This is a genomic window from Streptomyces sp. VNUA24 (assembly GCF_029167005.1).
GTDB lineage: Bacteria > Actinomycetota > Actinomycetes > Streptomycetales > Streptomycetaceae > Streptomyces > Streptomyces scabiei.
In genome coordinates, this window is sequence record NZ_CP119143.1 from 8,343,731 (window position 1) to 8,361,326 (window position 17,596).

General features: G+C 71.6%; 17 protein-coding genes. 12 read left to right on the plus strand and 5 right to left on the minus strand.

Annotation, left to right across the window (positions count from 1 at the left end):
• The first annotated feature begins 55 nt into the window (after window positions 1–55).
• Entirely contained in the window at window positions 56–3,595 is a 3,540-nt protein-coding gene (gene dnaE / locus PYR72_RS35755; RefSeq protein WP_275459134.1) for a DNA polymerase III subunit alpha, read from the plus strand.
• Window positions 3,596–3,700: 105 nt separating this feature from the next.
• Here the strand turns inward: dnaE and PYR72_RS35760 are convergent, their stop codons facing one another.
• Window positions 3,701–3,865 carry a hypothetical protein gene (locus PYR72_RS35760; RefSeq protein ID WP_275459135.1) on the minus strand — a complete coding sequence of 55 codons (165 nt, stop codon included), beginning with the start codon at window positions 3,863–3,865 and terminating at the stop codon, window positions 3,701–3,703.
• 244 nt (window positions 3,866–4,109) lie between these two features.
• Between PYR72_RS35760 and PYR72_RS35765 the strand changes: the two genes are divergently transcribed.
• From PYR72_RS35765 to PYR72_RS35780, 4 genes are all read left to right on the plus strand, one after another.
• Complete coding sequence (locus tag PYR72_RS35765) at window positions 4,110–5,333, plus strand: NYN domain-containing protein (RefSeq protein ID WP_275459136.1); 1,224 nt, start codon at window positions 4,110–4,112, stop codon at window positions 5,331–5,333.
• A gap of 80 nt (window positions 5,334–5,413) precedes the next feature.
• Complete coding sequence (locus tag PYR72_RS35770; RefSeq protein WP_275459137.1) at window positions 5,414–6,439, plus strand: ABC transporter ATP-binding protein; 1,026 nt, start codon at window positions 5,414–5,416, stop codon at window positions 6,437–6,439.
• Between the two features lie 70 nt (window positions 6,440–6,509).
• Entirely contained in the window at window positions 6,510–7,370 is an 861-nt protein-coding gene (locus PYR72_RS35775) for an ABC transporter permease (protein ID WP_275459138.1), read from the plus strand.
• A 34-nt stretch (window positions 7,371–7,404) separates the two neighbouring features.
• On the plus strand, window positions 7,405–8,058 hold the full coding sequence (locus tag PYR72_RS35780; RefSeq protein WP_275459139.1) for a DUF2567 domain-containing protein: 654 nt from the start codon (window positions 7,405–7,407) through the stop codon (window positions 8,056–8,058).
• Between the two features lie 205 nt (window positions 8,059–8,263).
• On the opposite strand, the gene ybaK is transcribed toward PYR72_RS35780, so the two are convergent.
• The 4 genes from ybaK to PYR72_RS35800 form a co-directional block, all read right to left on the minus strand.
• Window positions 8,264–8,764, minus strand: coding sequence for a Cys-tRNA(Pro) deacylase (gene ybaK, locus PYR72_RS35785; RefSeq protein ID WP_275459140.1), 501 nt, complete (start codon window positions 8,762–8,764; stop codon window positions 8,264–8,266).
• A gap of 17 nt (window positions 8,765–8,781) precedes the next feature.
• On the minus strand, window positions 8,782–9,522 hold the full coding sequence (locus PYR72_RS35790) for an LON peptidase substrate-binding domain-containing protein (protein WP_275459141.1): 741 nt from the start codon (window positions 9,520–9,522) through the stop codon (window positions 8,782–8,784).
• 70 nt (window positions 9,523–9,592) lie between these two features.
• On the minus strand, window positions 9,593–10,636 hold the full coding sequence (locus tag PYR72_RS35795; protein ID WP_275459142.1) for a hypothetical protein: 1,044 nt from the start codon (window positions 10,634–10,636) through the stop codon (window positions 9,593–9,595).
• A 179-nt stretch (window positions 10,637–10,815) separates the two neighbouring features.
• Window positions 10,816–12,399 (minus strand): oxidoreductase, encoded by a 1,584-nt coding sequence (locus PYR72_RS35800; RefSeq protein WP_275459143.1) that lies wholly within the window; start codon window positions 12,397–12,399, stop codon window positions 10,816–10,818.
• Between the two features lie 204 nt (window positions 12,400–12,603).
• Here PYR72_RS35800 and hisD point away from each other — a divergent pair, with 204 nt between their 5' ends.
• The 7 genes from hisD to PYR72_RS35835 are packed head-to-tail and all read left to right on the plus strand — an operon-like array spanning window position 12,604 to window position 17,547.
• Window positions 12,604–13,926, plus strand: coding sequence for a histidinol dehydrogenase (gene hisD / locus PYR72_RS35805; RefSeq protein ID WP_275459144.1), 1,323 nt, complete (start codon window positions 12,604–12,606; stop codon window positions 13,924–13,926).
• The gene (locus PYR72_RS35810) at window positions 13,923–15,032 is read left to right on the plus strand and encodes a histidinol-phosphate transaminase (protein WP_275459145.1); all 1,110 of its coding nucleotides are present in this window, start codon (window positions 13,923–13,925) and stop codon (window positions 15,030–15,032) included. Before hisD ends, PYR72_RS35810 begins: the two co-directional genes overlap by 4 nt.
• Window positions 15,029–15,631 carry an imidazoleglycerol-phosphate dehydratase HisB gene (gene hisB, locus PYR72_RS35815; protein WP_275459146.1) on the plus strand — a complete coding sequence of 201 codons (603 nt, stop codon included), beginning with the start codon at window positions 15,029–15,031 and terminating at the stop codon, window positions 15,629–15,631. Before PYR72_RS35810 ends, hisB begins: the two co-directional genes overlap by 4 nt.
• Window positions 15,628–15,792, plus strand: a complete 165-nt coding sequence (locus PYR72_RS35820; RefSeq protein ID WP_275459147.1) for a hypothetical protein — start codon at window positions 15,628–15,630, stop codon at window positions 15,790–15,792. The genes hisB and PYR72_RS35820 overlap by 4 nt, the downstream gene beginning before the upstream one ends.
• Window positions 15,789–16,430, plus strand: a complete 642-nt coding sequence (gene hisH, locus PYR72_RS35825; protein WP_037727988.1) for an imidazole glycerol phosphate synthase subunit HisH — start codon at window positions 15,789–15,791, stop codon at window positions 16,428–16,430. Before PYR72_RS35820 ends, hisH begins: the two co-directional genes overlap by 4 nt.
• Window positions 16,430–17,158: a bifunctional 1-(5-phosphoribosyl)-5-((5-phosphoribosylamino)methylideneamino)imidazole-4-carboxamide isomerase/phosphoribosylanthranilate isomerase PriA gene (priA, locus tag PYR72_RS35830; RefSeq protein ID WP_037727990.1), complete on the plus strand. Its 729-nt coding sequence runs from the start codon at window positions 16,430–16,432 to the stop codon at window positions 17,156–17,158. Before hisH ends, priA begins: the two co-directional genes overlap by 1 nt.
• Window positions 17,155–17,547, plus strand: coding sequence for a RidA family protein (locus tag PYR72_RS35835; protein WP_275459148.1), 393 nt, complete (start codon window positions 17,155–17,157; stop codon window positions 17,545–17,547). The genes priA and PYR72_RS35835 overlap by 4 nt, the downstream gene beginning before the upstream one ends.
• Window positions 17,548–17,596 lie beyond the last annotated feature (49 nt).

Sequence of the window (17,596 nt, forward strand, 5' to 3'; positions counted from 1 at the left end):
GTGGGGAAGTCGTTCACGCCTGTTTCCCCTGTTGTGTCCCCTGGAGGCCGAAGCCGTGTCAAAGCCGCCGTTCACGCACCTGCACGTCCACACCCAGTACTCGCTGCTGGACGGTGCCGCGCGGCTCAAGGACATGTTCGACGCGTGCAACCAGATGGGCATGACCCACATCGCCATGTCCGACCACGGCAACCTGCACGGGGCCTACGACTTCTTCCACTCCGCCAAGAAGGCCGGCGTCACCCCGATCATCGGCATCGAGGCGTACGTCGCCCCCGAGTCCCGGCGCAACAAGCGCAAGATCCAGTGGGGCCAGCCGCACCAGAAGCGGGACGACGTGTCCGGTTCGGGCGGTTACACGCACAAGACGATCTGGGCGGCGAACAGGACGGGTCTGCACAACCTCTTCAAGCTCTCCTCGGACGCGTACGCCGAGGGCTGGCTGCAGAAGTGGCCCCGGATGGACAAGGAGACCATCTCCCAGTGGTCCGAGGGGCTCATCGCCTCCACCGGCTGCCCCTCCGGCGAGCTGCAGACCCGGCTGCGCCTCGGCCAGTTCGACGAGGCGGTGAAGGCGGCCTCCGAGTACCAGGACATCTTCGGCAAGGACCGCTACTTCCTGGAGCTGATGGACCACGGCATCGACATCGAGCACCGGGTCCGCGAGGACCTGCTCCGGGTCGGCAAGAAGCTCGGCATCCCGCCGCTGGTCACGAACGACTCGCACTACACCTACGCGCACGAGGCGACCGCGCACGACGCGCTGCTGTGCATCCAGACGGGCAAGAACCTCTCCGACCCGGACCGCTTCAAGTTCGACGGCACCGGCTACTACCTCAAGTCCACCGAGGAGATGTACGCCGTCGACTCCTCGGACGCCTGGCAGGAGGGCTGCGCCAACACCCTGCTGGTGGCCGAGCAGATCGACACCTCCGGCATGTTCGAGGCCAAGAACCTCATGCCGAAGTTCGACATCCCCGAGGGCTTCACCGAGGTCACCTGGTTCCGCGAGGAGACCATGCGCGGCATGCACCGCCGCTTCCCGGACGGCATCCCGGACGACCGCATGAAGCAGGTCGAGTACGAGATGGACACCATCATCTCGATGGGCTTCCCGGGGTACTTCCTCGTCGTCGCCGACTTCATCATGTGGGCCAAGAGCCAGGGCATCGCCGTCGGCCCCGGACGAGGCTCCGCCGCCGGCTCGATCGTCGCGTACGCCATGGGCATCACCGACCTCGACCCGATCCCGCACGGACTGATCTTCGAGCGGTTCCTCAACCCCGAGCGCATCTCGATGCCCGATGTCGACATCGACTTCGACGAGCGCCGGCGCGTCGAGGTGATCCGGTACGTGACCGAGAAGTACGGCGCCGACAAGGTCGCCATGATCGGCACCTACGGCAAGATCAAGGCGAAGAACGCCATCAAGGACTCCGCGCGCGTGCTGGGCTACCCGTACGCGATGGGCGACCGGCTCACCAAGGCGATGCCCGCCGACGTCCTCGGCAAGGGCATCGACCTCAACGGCATCACCGACCCCTCCCACCCCCGCTACAGCGAGGCGGGCGAGATCCGGTCGATGTACGAGAACGAACCGGACGTGAAGAAGGTCATCGACACCGCCAAGGGCGTCGAGGGCCTGGTCCGGCAGATGGGTGTGCACGCGGCCGGCGTGATCATGTCCAGCGAGCCCATCGTCGACCACGCCCCGATCTGGGTGCGGCACACCGACGGCGTCACGATCACCCAGTGGGACTACCCGCAGTGCGAGTCGCTCGGCCTGCTGAAGATGGACTTCCTGGGCCTGCGCAACCTCACGATCATGGACGACGCCATCAAGATGGTGAAGGCCAACAAGGGCATCGACCTGGAGATGCTCGCCCTGCCGCTGGACGATCCCAAGACCTTCGAACTGCTCTGCCGCGGTGACACCCTCGGCGTCTTCCAGTTCGACGGCGGCCCGATGCGCTCCCTGCTCCGCCAGATGCAGCCCGACAACTTCGAGGACATCTCCGCCGTCTCGGCCCTCTACCGGCCGGGCCCGATGGGCATGAACTCGCACATCAACTACGCGGAGCGCAAGAACAAGCGCCAGGAGATCACACCGATCCACAAGGAGCTGGAGGAGCCGCTCGAAGAGGTCCTCGCGGTCACCTACGGCCTGATCGTCTACCAGGAGCAGGTGCAGAAGGCCGCCCAGATCATCGCCGGGTACTCGCTCGGCGAGGCCGACATCCTCCGCCGCGTGATGGGCAAGAAGAAGCCCGAGGAGCTGGCGAAGAACTTCACCATCTTCCAGGCCGGTGCCAAGAAGAACGGCTACAGCGACGAGGCCATCCAGGCGCTGTGGGACGTCCTGGTGCCCTTCGCCGGCTACGCCTTCAACAAGGCCCACTCCGCCGCGTACGGCCTCGTCTCCTACTGGACCGCGTACCTCAAGGCCAACTACCCGGCCGAGTACATGGCCGCGCTGCTGACCTCGGTCAAGGACGACAAGGACAAGTCGGCCGTCTACCTCAACGAGTGCCGGCGTATGAAGATCAAGGTGCTCCCGCCGAACGTCAACGAGTCGGAGCACAACTTCGCCGCCCAGGGCGACGACGTGATCCTCTTCGGCCTCGAAGCCGTGCGCAACGTGGGCACCAACGTGGTCGAGTCGATCATCCGCAGCCGCAAGGCCAAGGGGAAGTACGCCTCCTTCCCCGACTACCTCGACAAGGTCGAGGCCGTCGCCTGCAACAAGCGCACCACGGAGTCGCTGATCAAGGCGGGCGCCTTCGACACGATGGGGCACACCCGCAAGGGCCTCACCGCGCACTTCGACTCGATGATCGACAACGTGGTCGCGGTCAAGCGCAAGGAGGCCGAGGGCCAGTTCGACCTCTTCGGCGGCATGGGCGAGGAGGAGAGCAGCGAGCCGGGCTTCGGGCTCGACGTCGAGTTCACCACCGACGAGTGGGAGAAGACCTATCTCCTCGCCCAGGAGCGGGAGATGCTCGGTCTCTACGTCTCCGACCACCCCCTCTTCGGCCTGGAGCACGTGCTCTCCGACAAGGCCGACGCGGGCATCGCCCAGCTCACCGGAGGCGAGCACGCGGACGGCGCGGTCGTCACCATCGGCGGCATCATCTCCGGCCTGCAGCGCAAGATGACCAAGCAGGGCAACGCCTGGGCGATCGCCACGGTGGAGGACCTCGCCGGTTCGATCGAGTGCATGTTCTTCCCGGCGTCCTACCAGCTCGTCTCGACCCAACTCGTCGAGGACGCGGTCGTGTTCGTCAAGGGCCGCCTCGACAAGCGCGAGGAGGTTCCGCGGCTGGTCGCCATGGAGATGCAGGTCCCCGACCTGTCGAACGCGGGCACCAACGCGCCGGTGATTCTCACCATCCCGGCCACCCGTGTCACCCCGCCCATGGTCAGCCGGCTCGGTGAGATCCTCACGCACCACAAGGGCGACAGCGAGGTCCGGATCAGGCTCCAGGGCCCCACCAAGACGACCGTGCTGCGCCTGGACCGGCACCGGGTGAAGCCGGACCCGGCCCTGTTCGGCGATCTGAAGGTGCTGCTCGGCCCGTCCTGCCTGGCCGGTTGAGCGGACCCCGGCGGGCCGGGGCGGCGTGAACGCGCGAGGGGCGCATCCGGTGTTCCGGACGCGCCCCTCGGTGTGTCCGGGCTGCAACAGCCCGTTGCGCCGATGTCAGTTGTGACCGAAACGCTTCTGCCGGCCCTTGCGGGCCATGTCGCCGGGTGTCACCTGCGTCATGCGGGTCTCGGTCTGCGACTCCATCGAGGAGTGCTGGGCCTCCTGCCGACCACGCTCGGACTGCGGCTGCTTACGGTCCTGCTTCTTGTTCTTGGCCATGGGGATCTGCCTCCTGAAGGGGGTCTAGGGGCCAGGGCCGCGACCAGATTCACATAGCATGACAAGGCGCGCATTTCGGAAAATCACCGTCCGTGACGAGAGTTGTCGGACCGTGTGCCGTGTCACGGGAGGACGCGCGGCGAAGACGCCACGCCGAAGATCGAGTTCCGGCCGTTAACCTCCGCGCGGTCGGGCAGACTCGAAGGAAGCCCGAAGCAAACCTCCCGGAAAGAGGGTGGATCGCGTGGACCGCTGCATCGTCCTGGTGGACGCCGGGTATCTGCTCGGCGCGGCCGCCAGTCTCCTCGCCGGGGAACCCTCCCGCTCCCGCATCACCGTCGATCACGCCGCCCTCATCCAGGGGCTGCGCGAGCGCGCCGAGGCCGACACCGAGCGGCCGTTGCTGCGCATCTACTGGTTCGACGGCGCCCCCGACCGCGTCCCGCAGCCCGAGCACCGCAGGCTGCGCGTGATGCCCCGGGTGACCGTGCGGCTCGGCGCGCTGACCCGCAGCGACGGGCGGTGGGCCCAGAAGGGCGTGGACGCCGCCATGCACGCCGAACTGACCGAGCTGGCCCGCAACCGTGCCTGCTCCGACGTGGTCCTGGTGACCGGCGACGGAGATCTGCTGCCGGGGATGATGGCCGCCAAGGAGCACGGCGTCGCCGTCCACCTGTGGGCCGTGCAGGCCGCCGACGGGGACTACAACCAGTCCGAGGACCTGGTCGCCGAGGCCGACGAGCGGCGTGTGCTCGACCGGATGTGGATCACCAAGGCAGTGCGGGCCAAGGACGTCGGCGGGGTCTGCGCGCCGCAGCCGGTGCCGCGGCCGGAGATCGCCGCGATCCTCTCGGCGCCGCTGCCCGAGTCGGCCCTCGCGGCCGCCGCCGAGCGGCCGCAGGGGGAGCCCGAGCACGCCTCGGCCGCGGGTGCCGCGCGCAACGGGACCGAGGAGCGGGCCGCCCCGCACAAGGGCGTACCGACACCGAAGGACCTCGCGGCGATGCGGGGACCGGGGGCGCACACCGCCCAGCACCCGGCGACGGCCACCCTGCGGTGGTCTTCCGACAAGGGCTGGGTGGACCGGCCCGGCGCCGCGGCGGAGCCGCCCGAGGCGGCGGCGATGCCGACCCTGGCCCAGCTGACCAGCGCGGAGCAGCGCTGGGCCGACCGGGAGGAGGACATCACCACGGTCGGCGGCGACCCCTTCGAGGTCGGACAGGTGTTCGCCCGGCGATGGATGGCCCGGCTGACCGACCAGACGCATCTGCAGAAGCTGTCGGGGATGTACCCGCGGGTGCCGCACCGGGTCGACGGGGAGCTGCTGCGGTACGCGGCACGGTTCGGACTGCTGGCGCACAAGGACGACCAGATCGACGAGCACGACCGGTACGCGATCAGGGCCGGGTTCTGGCGGGAGATCGACGTGCGGACGGGGGTCGAGCACGCGCCGGCGGGGGAGCGGTAGGGGCGCTTGACCCCCTGAAGGGGCGTGCTGCAGTGCCCCGAGGACAGGAGGGCCCCCCGGACCCCTTAGGCTCGTTCCTCGTGAGTACGCGTACGGCACAGGCGGTCCGGCATGGCGGGGATGTCGTGTGTGCTGTGCGGGGGCTCACCAAGACGTATCCGGCGACCCGGGGACGCCGCGGGACACCGGGGACTCCCGAGGTGCGGGCCAACGACGCGGTGGCGCTGGAGATCCGGCGCGGTGAGATCTTCGGACTGCTCGGCCCCAACGGGGCGGGCAAGACCACGCTCGTGCGGCAGCTCACGGGACTGATGCGGCCCGACGACGGCACCGTCGAGATCCTGGGCCACGACATCGTGCGCCACCCCGAACGGGCCGCACGCATCCTCGCCTACCTGGGGCAGGAGTCGACCGCCCTGGACGAGCTGACCGTGGCGCTCGCCGCGGAGACCACGGGGCGGCTGCGCGGGCTGGAGGTACGACGGGCCCGGGCCGAGCGGGACGCCGTGCTGGAGGAGCTGGGGCTGACCGGGCTCGCCGCACGGCCGCTGAAGAAGCTGTCCGGCGGGCAGCGGCGGCTCGCCTGCTTCGCCACCGCGCTCGTCGGGGAGCGACCCCTGCTGGTGCTCGACGAGCCGACCAGCGGCATGGACCCGGTGGCCCGGCGGGCCGTGTGGGCCGCCGTCGACCGCCGCCGGGCGCAGTCCGGGACCACCGTCCTGCTGGTCACCCACAACGTCATCGAGGCGGAGACCGTGCTCGACCGCGTCGCCGTCCTCGACCAGGGACGGGTCATCGCCTGCGACACCCCGGCCGGGCTGAAGGAGCAGGTCGCGGGTGAGGTGCGCGTCGAGCTGGTGTGGCGGGACACCGCCCCGCTGGACGTGCCCGAGGTCGCCGCGCTGCGCCCGCGTGCCGTGGAGTCCGGGCGCCGCTGGACGCTCCGGCTCGCCCCCGAGGAGGCGCGGGCGGTGGTGGCCACGGTGACCGGCGGTGCCGCCTTCGTGGCGCTCGACGACTTCACCCTCGCCACGCCGAGCCTGGAGGACGTCTACCTGGCCCTCGGCGGCAGCGCGGGCAGCGCACACGGACTGGTCAAGGGGTGAGGGTCACGGGCGTGGACCGGAGCAAGGCCGGTGCGGACGTGAACGGCAGGGCTGCCGCGGCCGTACGACAATGGGCGACAGCCGAAGCGCAGAGGAGCAGCTCGACGTGAGTGTCGTACCCGCCGAGATCCTGCCGGGTCAGGCCCTGGCCGCAGAGGGGCGCGTGGAGCGCGCGGCCGCCGAGCTGGGGCCCCGTGCGCGCCTGTGGCCCTCGCTCTGCGCCGTGTACCGGGCGCAGCTGTCCCGGGCACGGGTCGCGCGGATCCCGCTGCTGTTCGTGGCCACGTTCCAGTCCGTCGGGATCATGGTCCTGATGCGCGGAGTGGTGGACGGCGGGGCCGAGGCCCACGCCGTGGTCGCCGGCTCGGCGGTCCTGGTGGTCGCCTTCGTCGCCCTGAACCTGCTGGCCCAGTACTTCGGGCAGCTGCGCTCCAGCGGCGGCCTCGACCACTACGCGACGCTGCCGGTGCCGCCGGCGGCGGTGGTGCTGGGCGCGGCGGGGGCGTACGCCTCGTTCACCGTGCCGGGGACCGTCGTGACCGCCGTCTTCGGCTGTGTGCTCTTCGGACTGCCGCTGGCCCACCTCTGGGTGCTCGCCGCGGTGATCCCGCTCGCCGGGGCCGCGCTCGCCGGGCTCGGCGCCGCGCTGGGCCTGCTCGCCCCGCGTCCGGAACTGGCCACCGTCCTCGGACAGCTGGGCATGTCCGCGGCGCTGCTGCTGGGCGTGCTGCCGGCCGACCGGATGCCGGGCTTCATCCAGTTCGCACGGGACCTGCTGCCCTCGACGTACGGCGTGGAGGCCCTCGCGCGGACCTTCGGGCCGCACCCCGACTGGGCGTTCGTGCTCGGGGACCTCGCCGTGTGCGCGGGGGTCGGCGTCGTCTCGCTCGCCGTCGCCACCTGGGCGTACCGGCGGGCCGCCGTCCGGTGACGCGGCGCGCTGCCGGGCCTGGCACGATGGCAGGGTGACCGCACCGTTGACTCCCCCTCCGCCGCCGCACGACCAGTCCCCGAACGACCCCTGGGGTCCGCCGCCCGCGGGCGGCGGGGGCGGGGCGGATCTCTGGTACGAGCCGCAGAAGCCGGCCGGTCCCGGACTGCGGACCGAGCTGACCGAGGCCGCCGTCGTCACCGTGGTCACCGCGCTGGTCGGCGGGGTGCTGCTCGGTCTGCTGTGGTGGTGGCTCGCGCCGCACGTACCGCTCGTCTCCGACGGGTCGGCGGTCTACTTCAAGGACACCGAGGGCGAACAGGCCGTGGGGGTCGATGGGACGTTCGTCCTGCTGGCCCTCGGCGCCGGCGCGCTGTCCGCGCTCGTCGTCTTCCTGCTGCGCCGGCACGGCGGCGTTCCGCTCGTCGTGGCGCTCACCGTCGGCGGCCTGCTGGGCGGCGTGCTGGCGTGGCGGCTCGGGGTCTGGCTCGGGCCCGAGACGGACGTCGCGGCGCGGGCGAAGGAGGTCGGGCAGGGGGTGACGTTCTCCGCGCCGCTGAAACTGGCGGCGAAGGGGGCGCTGCTGGTGTGGCCGATGGCGGCGATGCTGGTCCATCTGTGTCTGACGGCGGTGTTCGGGCCGCGGGATCCGGAGCCGCCGGTGTTCGAGGACGGCCACGGTACGTAGGCCCTCCGGGGTGCGGGTGGGGTGCGTTGTCGGGTGCGGGTCCGGTGGGGCTTCTCGCGCAGTTCCCCGCGCCCCTGAAAAACCGGGGCTGCGCCCCGCGCTTTTCAGGCCCGCAGGGCCTGGGCTTTCAGGGGCGCGGGGAACTGCGCGACCAGCCCCCACTCATCCGCACCCGAGAACGCACCCCCACCCGCCCCCCGGAGCGTCACCCCCGGCCGATCGGTGCCGTGACCGCCTCCGTCAGCGTCCGCAGGTCCCGAGGGGCCAGCTCGACCTCCAGACCGCGCCGCCCCGCCGAGACGCAGATCGTCTCGTGGCCCTCCGCGGACGCGTCCAGCACCGTGCGGAGCCGCTTGCGCTGGCCGAGGGGGGAGATCCCGCCCCGGACATAGCCCGTCGTGCGCTCCGCCAGCGCGGGATCGGCCATCGCCGCCCGCTTGCCGCCGACCGCCGTCGCCAGCGCCTTCAGATCCAGCGAGCCCGCCACCGGCACGACCGCGACCACGAGCGCGCCGTCGACGTCCGCCACCAGGGTCTTGAAGACCCGTTCGGGGGACACGCCCATCGCCTCGGCCGCCTCCTCGCCGTAGGACGGATGCGCCGGATCGTGCTCGTACGCGTGCACGGTGAACTCCACGCCCGCCGCGCTCAGGGCCACCGTGGCGGGCGTGCCGCCCGCCTGCTGCTTCTTCGACTTCTTCGCCATCGGCCTATCCGTGTACGTCAGTTGAGGCTCGTCGGGCTCCGCGTCAGCTCCGACGCGGGCAACGACGGCAGACTACGGATGATGGCGGACTCGGCGCGCAGGAGTTTCAGCTCGTCCCGCAGCCGGGACGCCGTGTCGGGAGCCTGCAGCAGCCGCTGCTTGGCGGGCGTGTCGAGCATCATCGCGGCGGCGACCAGGTACGAGACGACGGCCGGCTCGTCCGGCAGGTCCGCACCCGTGGACAACGAGCGCTCCCGGGCGCTCGCGAGCCGCTTCTGGTACTGGCGGAACGCCCGCAGCACACCCTCCGCGAGCGCGCCCGCCTCGTCACCGGCGTCCTCCGGCAGTTCCTCCAGGTCCGCCACGAGGAACGGGCCCGAGGTGTCCACCGAGAGCAGCCGCACCCGGGTCGTCCCGGTCGCGAGCACCTCGTAGGTGCCGTTGTCGCGTTCCCGGATCGTCGCCGCGTCCGCGACGCAGCCCACGGAGTGGAACGCCTTGGTCGGTTCGCCGCCGAAGCCCGCGGTGGGGCCCCGGTCGGGCTGCGCGGTCGGATCGGGCATGCCGGGAGCGCTCGGCGCGACCTCGTGGCCGTCGCGGATGGCGACGACGGCGAAGCGGCGGGGTTGGTCCTCGGGGGTCTTCAGCAACTCGCGCATCATGGCGCGATAGCGCTCCTCGAAGATGTTCAGAGGTAGCACGAGCCCCGGGTACAACACCGAGTTCAGGGGGAAGAGCGGCAGCCGGACGGTGGTCACGAGGCCAGAGCCTAATGGTCGTCGGGGCGCGCGCGTTCGTCCGTACTCGTTTGGTGACCTCCCGCGGGCGCTATCCTGCGGCCCGCCCCGGCGGCTCTGGCCGTGCGCGCAGCGGGATCGAGCACGCCACTTCCAGCCGTACGCCGTCCCGCAACTGCAGGAACTGGCCCAGCGGATCGCCCGACATCCCGTCCCACGGGAAGGACGTGGCGTACGGGCCGATCATGCGCAGCTGGGCCAGGGCGTCCGGCCAGCGCTCCAGGCGCACCAGGACGTACGTCAGCAGGTTGCGGACCTCCGCCGGCCAGGGGTCGCCCGGCGCGTACGCGGCGGAGAGCGCGAGCGCGCCGTCCGCCGCCGCGTCCAGCCGTGCGCGGGGGATCACGGTCCCGCCGTCCTCGGTGAGGTACGCCAGGGCCGCCCGCACCGGCAGGGCCCGCACGAGGGAGCCGGGCAGCGCGTCCTCGGCGGCCCGCTCGGCGAAGTCGAAGCATCCGCCGTGCGAGCACCCGGAGGTGTGCGGGGTGTCGTTCCAGCGGGCGCAGCAGGCGGCCGAGAGGTACCTCAGGGCCGCCACATGACATCCGTAGTGGTGCGGGGAGCGGCGGACGGCCTGCGCCCACAGCCGCTCGAACCCGGTGGGGCCGAGGCCCGTGCCCCGGGCGTGGTCGAGGGCGATCCGCCAGGGCACCGGGTCCCGCGGCCCGGCCTCCGTGGCGGCGGCGATCAACGGACCGGCCTCGCGCAGCACTTCGACACGCGCGGGGGAGCACAGACCGCGGGCCACCGCCAGCTCGGCCCTGAGCAGCAGGACGTCCGGGTCGTGCGGGGCCGCCGCGTGCCAGGCCCGCAGCCACGTGTCGCGGGCGTGGGCGAAGGCGGCGAGGCGTGACGCGTACCGGTCGCGGCTCTCCCACTCGGCGGCCTCCCGGGTGGTCGCCAGCAGCTTCGCCGCCGGCGCGTACTCACCGCGGCCGGCCGCCACCAGCGCGGGCCCGAGCCGCTCGTCCGGGGCGTCGAGCAGCACCTCGTCGTCGGGGACCAGTCCGGCGGCGAGCCGGGAGGTGTGACGTGCCATCCGGACGGTACGCACGAACGCGCGCAGCGGCCCCATGACACCCCCTTGCGCTCGCACCGGCCCCGCTCGCGCGGACCGGGTTCCCGCGGTCGTGCCGCGCGGTCGGCGCTGTCGCGACCGGCGGTTCTGCCAGCAAGACGACGGGACGACGACTCCGGTTGTGTGCTGCCCACATTAAGGTCCCCGGCACCGGGCGGCCTGCGGGGAGAACGGGTTCAGTTCCTGCTCAGGAGCCGGGTGGCGCCCGCCGCCACCGTGGTCGCGAGGACCCAGCCCAGGATGATCACCACCGCGGCCAGCCACTGCCAGCCGCCGTCCAGCTGCCAGTAGCCGACCTGGCCGAGGTCGACGATCGGCAGCAGCAGGTCCAGGGCGAACAGGGAGGGACTCCAGTGCGGGTGCTCGCCGCTCTTCATCGGCGGATGGTCCGACTGCGAGAAGGCCAGGGACGTCAGCGCCCACAGCACCGCCATCCACACCGCCGCCCGGCCCGGCCGGTACCCGTAGGCGACGGTCCAGTCCTGCGCGTGGCCCCAGAGCTTGGCCGCGAGCGGCAGGCCCTGCCGCCGGTGGCGCTGCTTGGCGAGGAGCACCTCGCGGGCCCCCTCGTCGTCCCCGCCGGCCCGCAGCACGCTCGCCAGCCGCTCGTACGGCTCCGGGCTGTACTCGGCGGTCGCCGCCGCCACCCACTCCAGCCGCCTGGCCAGCGGGAACCGGTCGCGCGGCACCAGCGACTCGTACTGGAAACCGCCCATGTGGAGGTTGCCGGGGCCCGGCCAGCTCTCCGAGCTGTCGATCAGCACGCCGACGCGCGCCCCCGACAGCACCACCTTGCCGCGCTCCGGCCGGTCGCCGAGGAACCGCAGCTCGGGCACCTGGACCCGGCGCAGCGACAGCTCCTGTTCGTCCGTGAAGGTGAAGCGGGCCCGCTCCAGGTCGACGGAGTCACCGAACCGCCCGTCGTCCAGCCGGATGCCGCCCGTGCACTCGAACCGCTGCACGCGGGTCCCGCGCGCGGGCGTACTGCCGCTGGTGTGCAGCGGATTGCCGATGCCGGCCGGCGTCAGATAGAGGGTGCGCTCGACGGTCAGCTGGGGCGCGTTCAGCGCGAGGCGGCCGTAGGGGTTGGCGAGACGGCTGCCGCGCAGACTGAGCGAGGCGCCGACGGTCGCGCCGCGCAGGCTCAGCTCCCCGTGCGACTCCAGCATCTCGGCCTGGACGTCCTGGGCCACGGTCAGCCCGTCGGCGGAGAGCGAGCGGCCGTGCCGGTCGCGGTAGACGACCGCCTGGTTGAGCAGCAGATCGGTGCCGATGTGGGCGTCCGCCAGCCGCACCCCGTTGTGGAACCGGCAGCGCGGCAGATGCAGATCACCCTCCGTGTGCAGCCGGGCCGCCTCCAGCCGGGGCACCGAGCAGTCCACCAGCCGCACGGTCGTGAACCGGGCCTCCGGCAGCAGGATCTCCTTCTCGAACCGGCAGCCCTTCATCTCCACGTACGGCACCACCTGGCCGCCCGCCAGCTCCAGGACGCCCTTGACCTGGACACCGACCAGCTTCAGCGCCGAGACCCGGCCGGCCAGCGCGGGCGGCCCGTCCAGCAGCAGCCAGGCCACGATCCGGGCCCGTACGGTCCGCTCGGGCCCCCAGGGGTGGCCCCCGTGCGGGTCGTCCACGGCGAGGTCGCCGTCGCGCAGGTCGTACACACTGCCGTTGCGGAATGCCTGCCACATGCCCGCTTCGGCGGCCGTCAGATCGTCCGGCAGCTCTCCTTCGTCCCGGATGCCGGGCCCCTCGCTCACAGCTCTTCCTTCCCCCGTCCTGTGCCACTCGGGCGCACCCGAGTGCACTCACGTGTATCGCGCAACTGGTTACGCTGGTGATGCCCGCTGCGTGACGTCCTGAACGCAAGACGTGAAGGTGATCTTCCGGGTTCCCGGGCCGTCCTGTATCAGCCAGTGGAACGCGCGGATGTCGGCCGACGCGGGTCTGAGAGAATTGGGAACGTGATCTCCCGAATCGATCTGCGCGGCGACGCCCTCCCGGAGGGACCCGCCCTGCGCGACCTGCTGCCCCGAGCCGACTTCGACGTCTCGGCCGCCCTGGAGAAGGTGCGTCCGATCTGCGAGGCCGTGCATCATCGGGGCGACGCGGCGCTGATCGACTTCGCCGAGAAGTTCGACGGGGTCCGCCTGACCTCCGTACGGGTCCCGGAGAAGGCCCTCACCGAGGCCCTGGAGCAGCTCGACCCGCCCGTCCGCGCGGCCCTGGAGGAGTCGATCCGCCGCGCCCGGATCGTCCACCGCGAACAGCGCCGCACCACGCACACCACCCAGGTCGTCCCCGGCGGCACGGTCACCGAGAAGTGGGTACCGGTCGAGCGCGTCGGTCTCTACGCCCCCGGCGGCCGCTCGGTGTACCCCTCCTCCGTGATCATGAACGTGGTCCCGGCGCAGGAGGCCGGCGTCCCCTCGATCGCCCTGGCCTCCCCGGCGCAGGCCGAGTTCGACGGGCTGCCGCACCCCACCATCCTCGCGGCCTGCGCGCTGCTCGGCGTCGACGAGGTGTACGCGGCCGGCGGCGCCACCGCCGTGGCGATGTTCGCGTACGGCACCGAGTCCTGCCCGCCCGCCAACATGGTCACCGGGCCGGGCAACATCTGGGTGGCGGCCGCCAAGCGGTACTTCACCGGCGTCATCGGCATCGACTCCGAGGCCGGTCCGACCGAGATCGCCGTCCTCGCCGACGACACCGCCGACCCGGTGCACGTCGCCGCCGACCTGATCAGCCAGGCCGAGCACGACCCGCTCGCCGCCGCGGTGCTCGTCACCGACTCCGTGGCCCTCGCCGACGCGGTCGAGAAGGAGCTGGAGCCGCAGGTCGGCGCCACCAAGCACATCGAGGACCGCATCCGGCCCGCCCTGGCCGGGCGGCAGTCCGCGATCGTCCTGGTCGACGGCGTCGACGAGGGCCTGCGCGTCGTCAACGCCTACGGCGCCGAGCACCTGGAGATCCAGACCGCCGACGCCGCGGCCGTCGCCGAGCGCGTCGTCAACGCCGGCGCGATCTTCATCGGCCCCTGGGCCCCGGTCTCCCTGGGCGACTACGCGGCCGGCTCCAACCACGTGCTCCCGACCGGCGGCTGCGCCTGCCACTCCTCCGGTCTGTCCATCCAGTCCTTCCTGCGCGGCATCCACATCGTCGACTACACCGAGGACGCGCTGGCCGAGGTCGCGCACCACGTGGTGACGCTGGCGGAGGCGGAGGACCTGCCCGCGCACGGCGCGGCGATCAAGGCACGGTTCGGCTGGAAGGTACCCGGCAAGTGAGCTTCGGAATCGACGACCTCCCCGTACGGGACGAACTGCGCGGCAAGAGCCCCTACGGCGCGCCCCAGCTCGACGTCCCCGTACGGCTGAACACGAACGAGAACCCGTACCCCCTGCCCGAGGCGCTGGTCGAGCGGATCGCCGAGCGGGTGCGGGCGGCGGCGCGCGACCTCAACCGCTACCCGGACCGGGACGCGGTGGAGCTGCGGACCCGCCTCGCCGAGTACCTGACGGACACCTCCGGCCACGAGGTAGGGCTCGCCAACGTATGGGCCGCCAACGGCTCCAACGAGGTCATCCAGCAGCTGCTGCAGACCTTCGGCGGGCCCGGCCGCAGCGCGATCGGGTTCGAGCCCTCGTACTCCATGCACGGCCTGATCTCCCGCGGCACCGGCACCGAGTGGATCTCCGGCCCCCGCAACGACGACTTCACCATCGACCTCGCCGCCGCCGAGAAGGCGATCGCCGAGCACCGGCCCGACGTCGTCTTCGTCACCACCCCCAACAACCCCACGGGCACCGCCGTCCCGGGCGAGACCGTCCTCGCGCTGTACGAGGCCGCGCAGGCGGCGAAGCCCTCGCTGGTCGTGGTCGACGAGGCGTACGTCGAGTTCAGCCACGGCGACTCGCTGCTGCCCCTCATCGAGGGCCGGCCGAACCTCGTCGTCTCGCGCACGATGTCGAAGGCGTTCGGCGCGGCGGGCCTGCGCCTGGGCTACCTCGCCGCGCACCCGGCGGTCGTGGACGCGGTCCAGCTGGTCCGCCTGCCGTACCACCTCTCCGCCGTCACCCAGGCGACCGCCCTGGCCGCCCTGGAGCACACCGGCACGCTGCTGAAGTACGTCGAACAGCTGAAGTCGGAGCGGGACCGGCTGGTCGGCGAGCTGCTGGCGATCGGCTACGAGGTGACCGCGTCCGACGCCAACTTCGTGCAGTTCGGCCGCTTCGACGACTCCCACAGCGTGTGGCAGGCGATCCTCGACCGGGGTGTCCTGGTCCGGGACAACGGAGTACCGGGCTGGCTCCGGGTCACCGCCGGCACCCCGGAAGAGAACGACGCGTTCCTCGACGCGGTACGTGAACTGAAGAAGGAGACGGACGCATGACTCGCCAAGCCCGCGTCGGCAGGATAGAGCGGACGACCAAGGAGACGTCGGTGCTCGTCGAGGTCGACCTCGACGGCACCGGACGGACGGAGATCTCCACCGGGGTCGGCTTCTACGACCACATGCTCGACCAGCTCGGCCGCCACGGTCTGTTCGACCTGACCGTGAAGACCGACGGCGACCTGCACATCGACTCCCACCACACCATCGAGGACACCGCGCTCGCGCTGGGCGCCGCCTTCAAGCAGGCCCTCGGCGACAAGGTGGGCATCTACCGCTTCGGCAACTGCACGGTCCCGCTGGACGAGTCCCTCGCCCAGGTCACCGTCGACCTCTCCGGCCGCCCCTACCTCGTGCACACCGAGCCCGAGAAGATGGCGCCGATGATCGGCGAGTACGACACCACGATGACCCGGCACACCCTGGAGTCCTTCGTCGCCCAGGCCCAGATCGCGCTGCACGTGCACGTGCCGTACGGGCGCAACGCCCACCACATCGTCGAGTGCCAGTTCAAGGCGCTGGCGCGGGCCCTGCGCTACGCCTGTGAGCGCGACCCGCGCGCGGCAGGCATCCTGCCCTCCACGAAGGGCGCGCTGTGAACGGCCTGTCGACCGTCCTGATCGTCGTCGGCCTCTTCCTGGTCGGCGGGATCATCTCCTTCGTCAAGCAGGGCATGCCGAAGCAGCTCGTCGTGCTGCTCTCCGTCGGCGCCGCGATGTGCCTGGTCGCCGGTGTCATGAGGCTGGAGGTGTGGAGTTGAGCGCCCCCAAGAAGGTCGTCGTCTTCGACTACGGCTTCGGCAACGTGAGGTCCGCCGAGCGCGCCCTCGCCCGCACCGGCGCCGAGGTCGAGATCACCCGCGACTTCGACCGTGCCATGAACGCCGACGGCCTGCTGGTGCCCGGCGTCGGCGCCTTCGCCGCCTGCATGAAGGGGCTGAAGGAGGCGCGCGGCGACTGGATCATCGACCGCAGGCTCTCCGGCGGCCGCCCCGTGATGGGCATCTGCGTCGGCATGCAGATCCTCTTCGCCCGCGGCATCGAGCACGGTGTGGAGACCGAGGGCCTCGACGAGTGGCCCGGCGCCGTCGAGCCGCTCCAGGCCGAGATCGTGCCGCACATGGGCTGGAACACCGTCGAGGCCCCGGCCGGCACCCGGCTGTTCGCCGGCCTGGACGCCGACGCCCGCTTCTACTTCGTGCACTCCTACGCCGTCCACGACTGGTCCCTGGAGACGCACAACCCCGCGCTCACCGCGCCGAAGGTCACGTGGTCGACGCACGGCAAGCCCTTCGTGGCGGCCGTGGAGAACGGCGCGCTGTGGGCCACCCAGTTCCACCCCGAGAAGTCCGGCGACGCCGGAGCGCAGCTGCTGACCAACTGGATCGGAACCCTCTGATGGCTTCGAAGCTCGAACTCCTGCCCGCCGTGGACGTCCGTGACGGCCAGGCGGTCCGGCTCGTCCACGGCGAGTCCGGTACGGAGACCTCCTACGGCTCCCCGCTGCAGGCCGCCCTCGCCTGGCAGAGCGCGGGCGCCGAGTGGCTGCACCTGGTCGACCTGGACGCGGCGTTCGGCACCGGCGACAACCGGGACCTGGTCGCCGAGGTCACCCGGGCCATGGACATCAAGGTCGAACTGTCCGGCGGCATCCGGGACGACGCCTCCCTGGCGAAGGCCCTGGCCACCGGCTGCACCCGTGTCAACCTGGGCACGGCCGCCCTGGAGACCCCCGAGTGGGTCGCCAAGGTCATCGCCGAGCACGGCGACAGGATCGCCGTGGGCCTCGACGTGCGCGGCACGACGCTGAAGGGCCGCGGCTGGACCCGCGACGGCGGCGACCTCTACGAGACGCTGGAGCGCCTCGACAAGGAGGGCTGCGCGCGGTACGTCGTCACCGACATCGCCAAGGACGGCACCCTCCAGGGCCCCAACCTGGAGCTGCTGAAGAACGTGTGCGCGGCCACCGACCGCCCGGTCGTGGCCTCCGGGGGCGTGTCGTCCCTGGACGACCTGCGGGCCATCGCCGAGCTGGTGCCCCTCGGTGTCGAGGGGGCCATCGTCGGCAAGGCCCTGTACGCGAAGGCGTTCACCCTGGAAGAGGCCCTGGAGGTTGTGTCGTCATGACGTCCGACGCCGTGCGGCGGGTGCAGAGCGGGAGTCCCTGGGAGGAGTCCTTCGGTTTCGCGCGCGCCGTCGCGGCGGGCGACCGTGTCCTGGTGGCGGGTACGACGGCCTTCAGGGGCGAGGTGCTGCACGGGGAGGGCGACCCCTACGAACAGGCCAGGGCGGCCTTCACCCACGCGGTCGAGGCGCTAGGCGAGTTCGGGCTCGGCGCCGAGTCGGTGATCCGTACCCGGATGTACCTGACCCACATGCGGGACGTGGAGGCGGTGGGGCGGGCCCACAAGGAGATCTTCGACCCGGTGCGTCCCGCCGCGACCCTGCTGGTCGTGGAGGGTTTCGTCGACCCCCGCATCCTCGTCGAAGTAGAGATCGAAGCATTCAGAGGCTAGGCGCTCGCGGGCCTTCGCCGGCCCTCCCGAGGCCATCTGGCCAATCCTA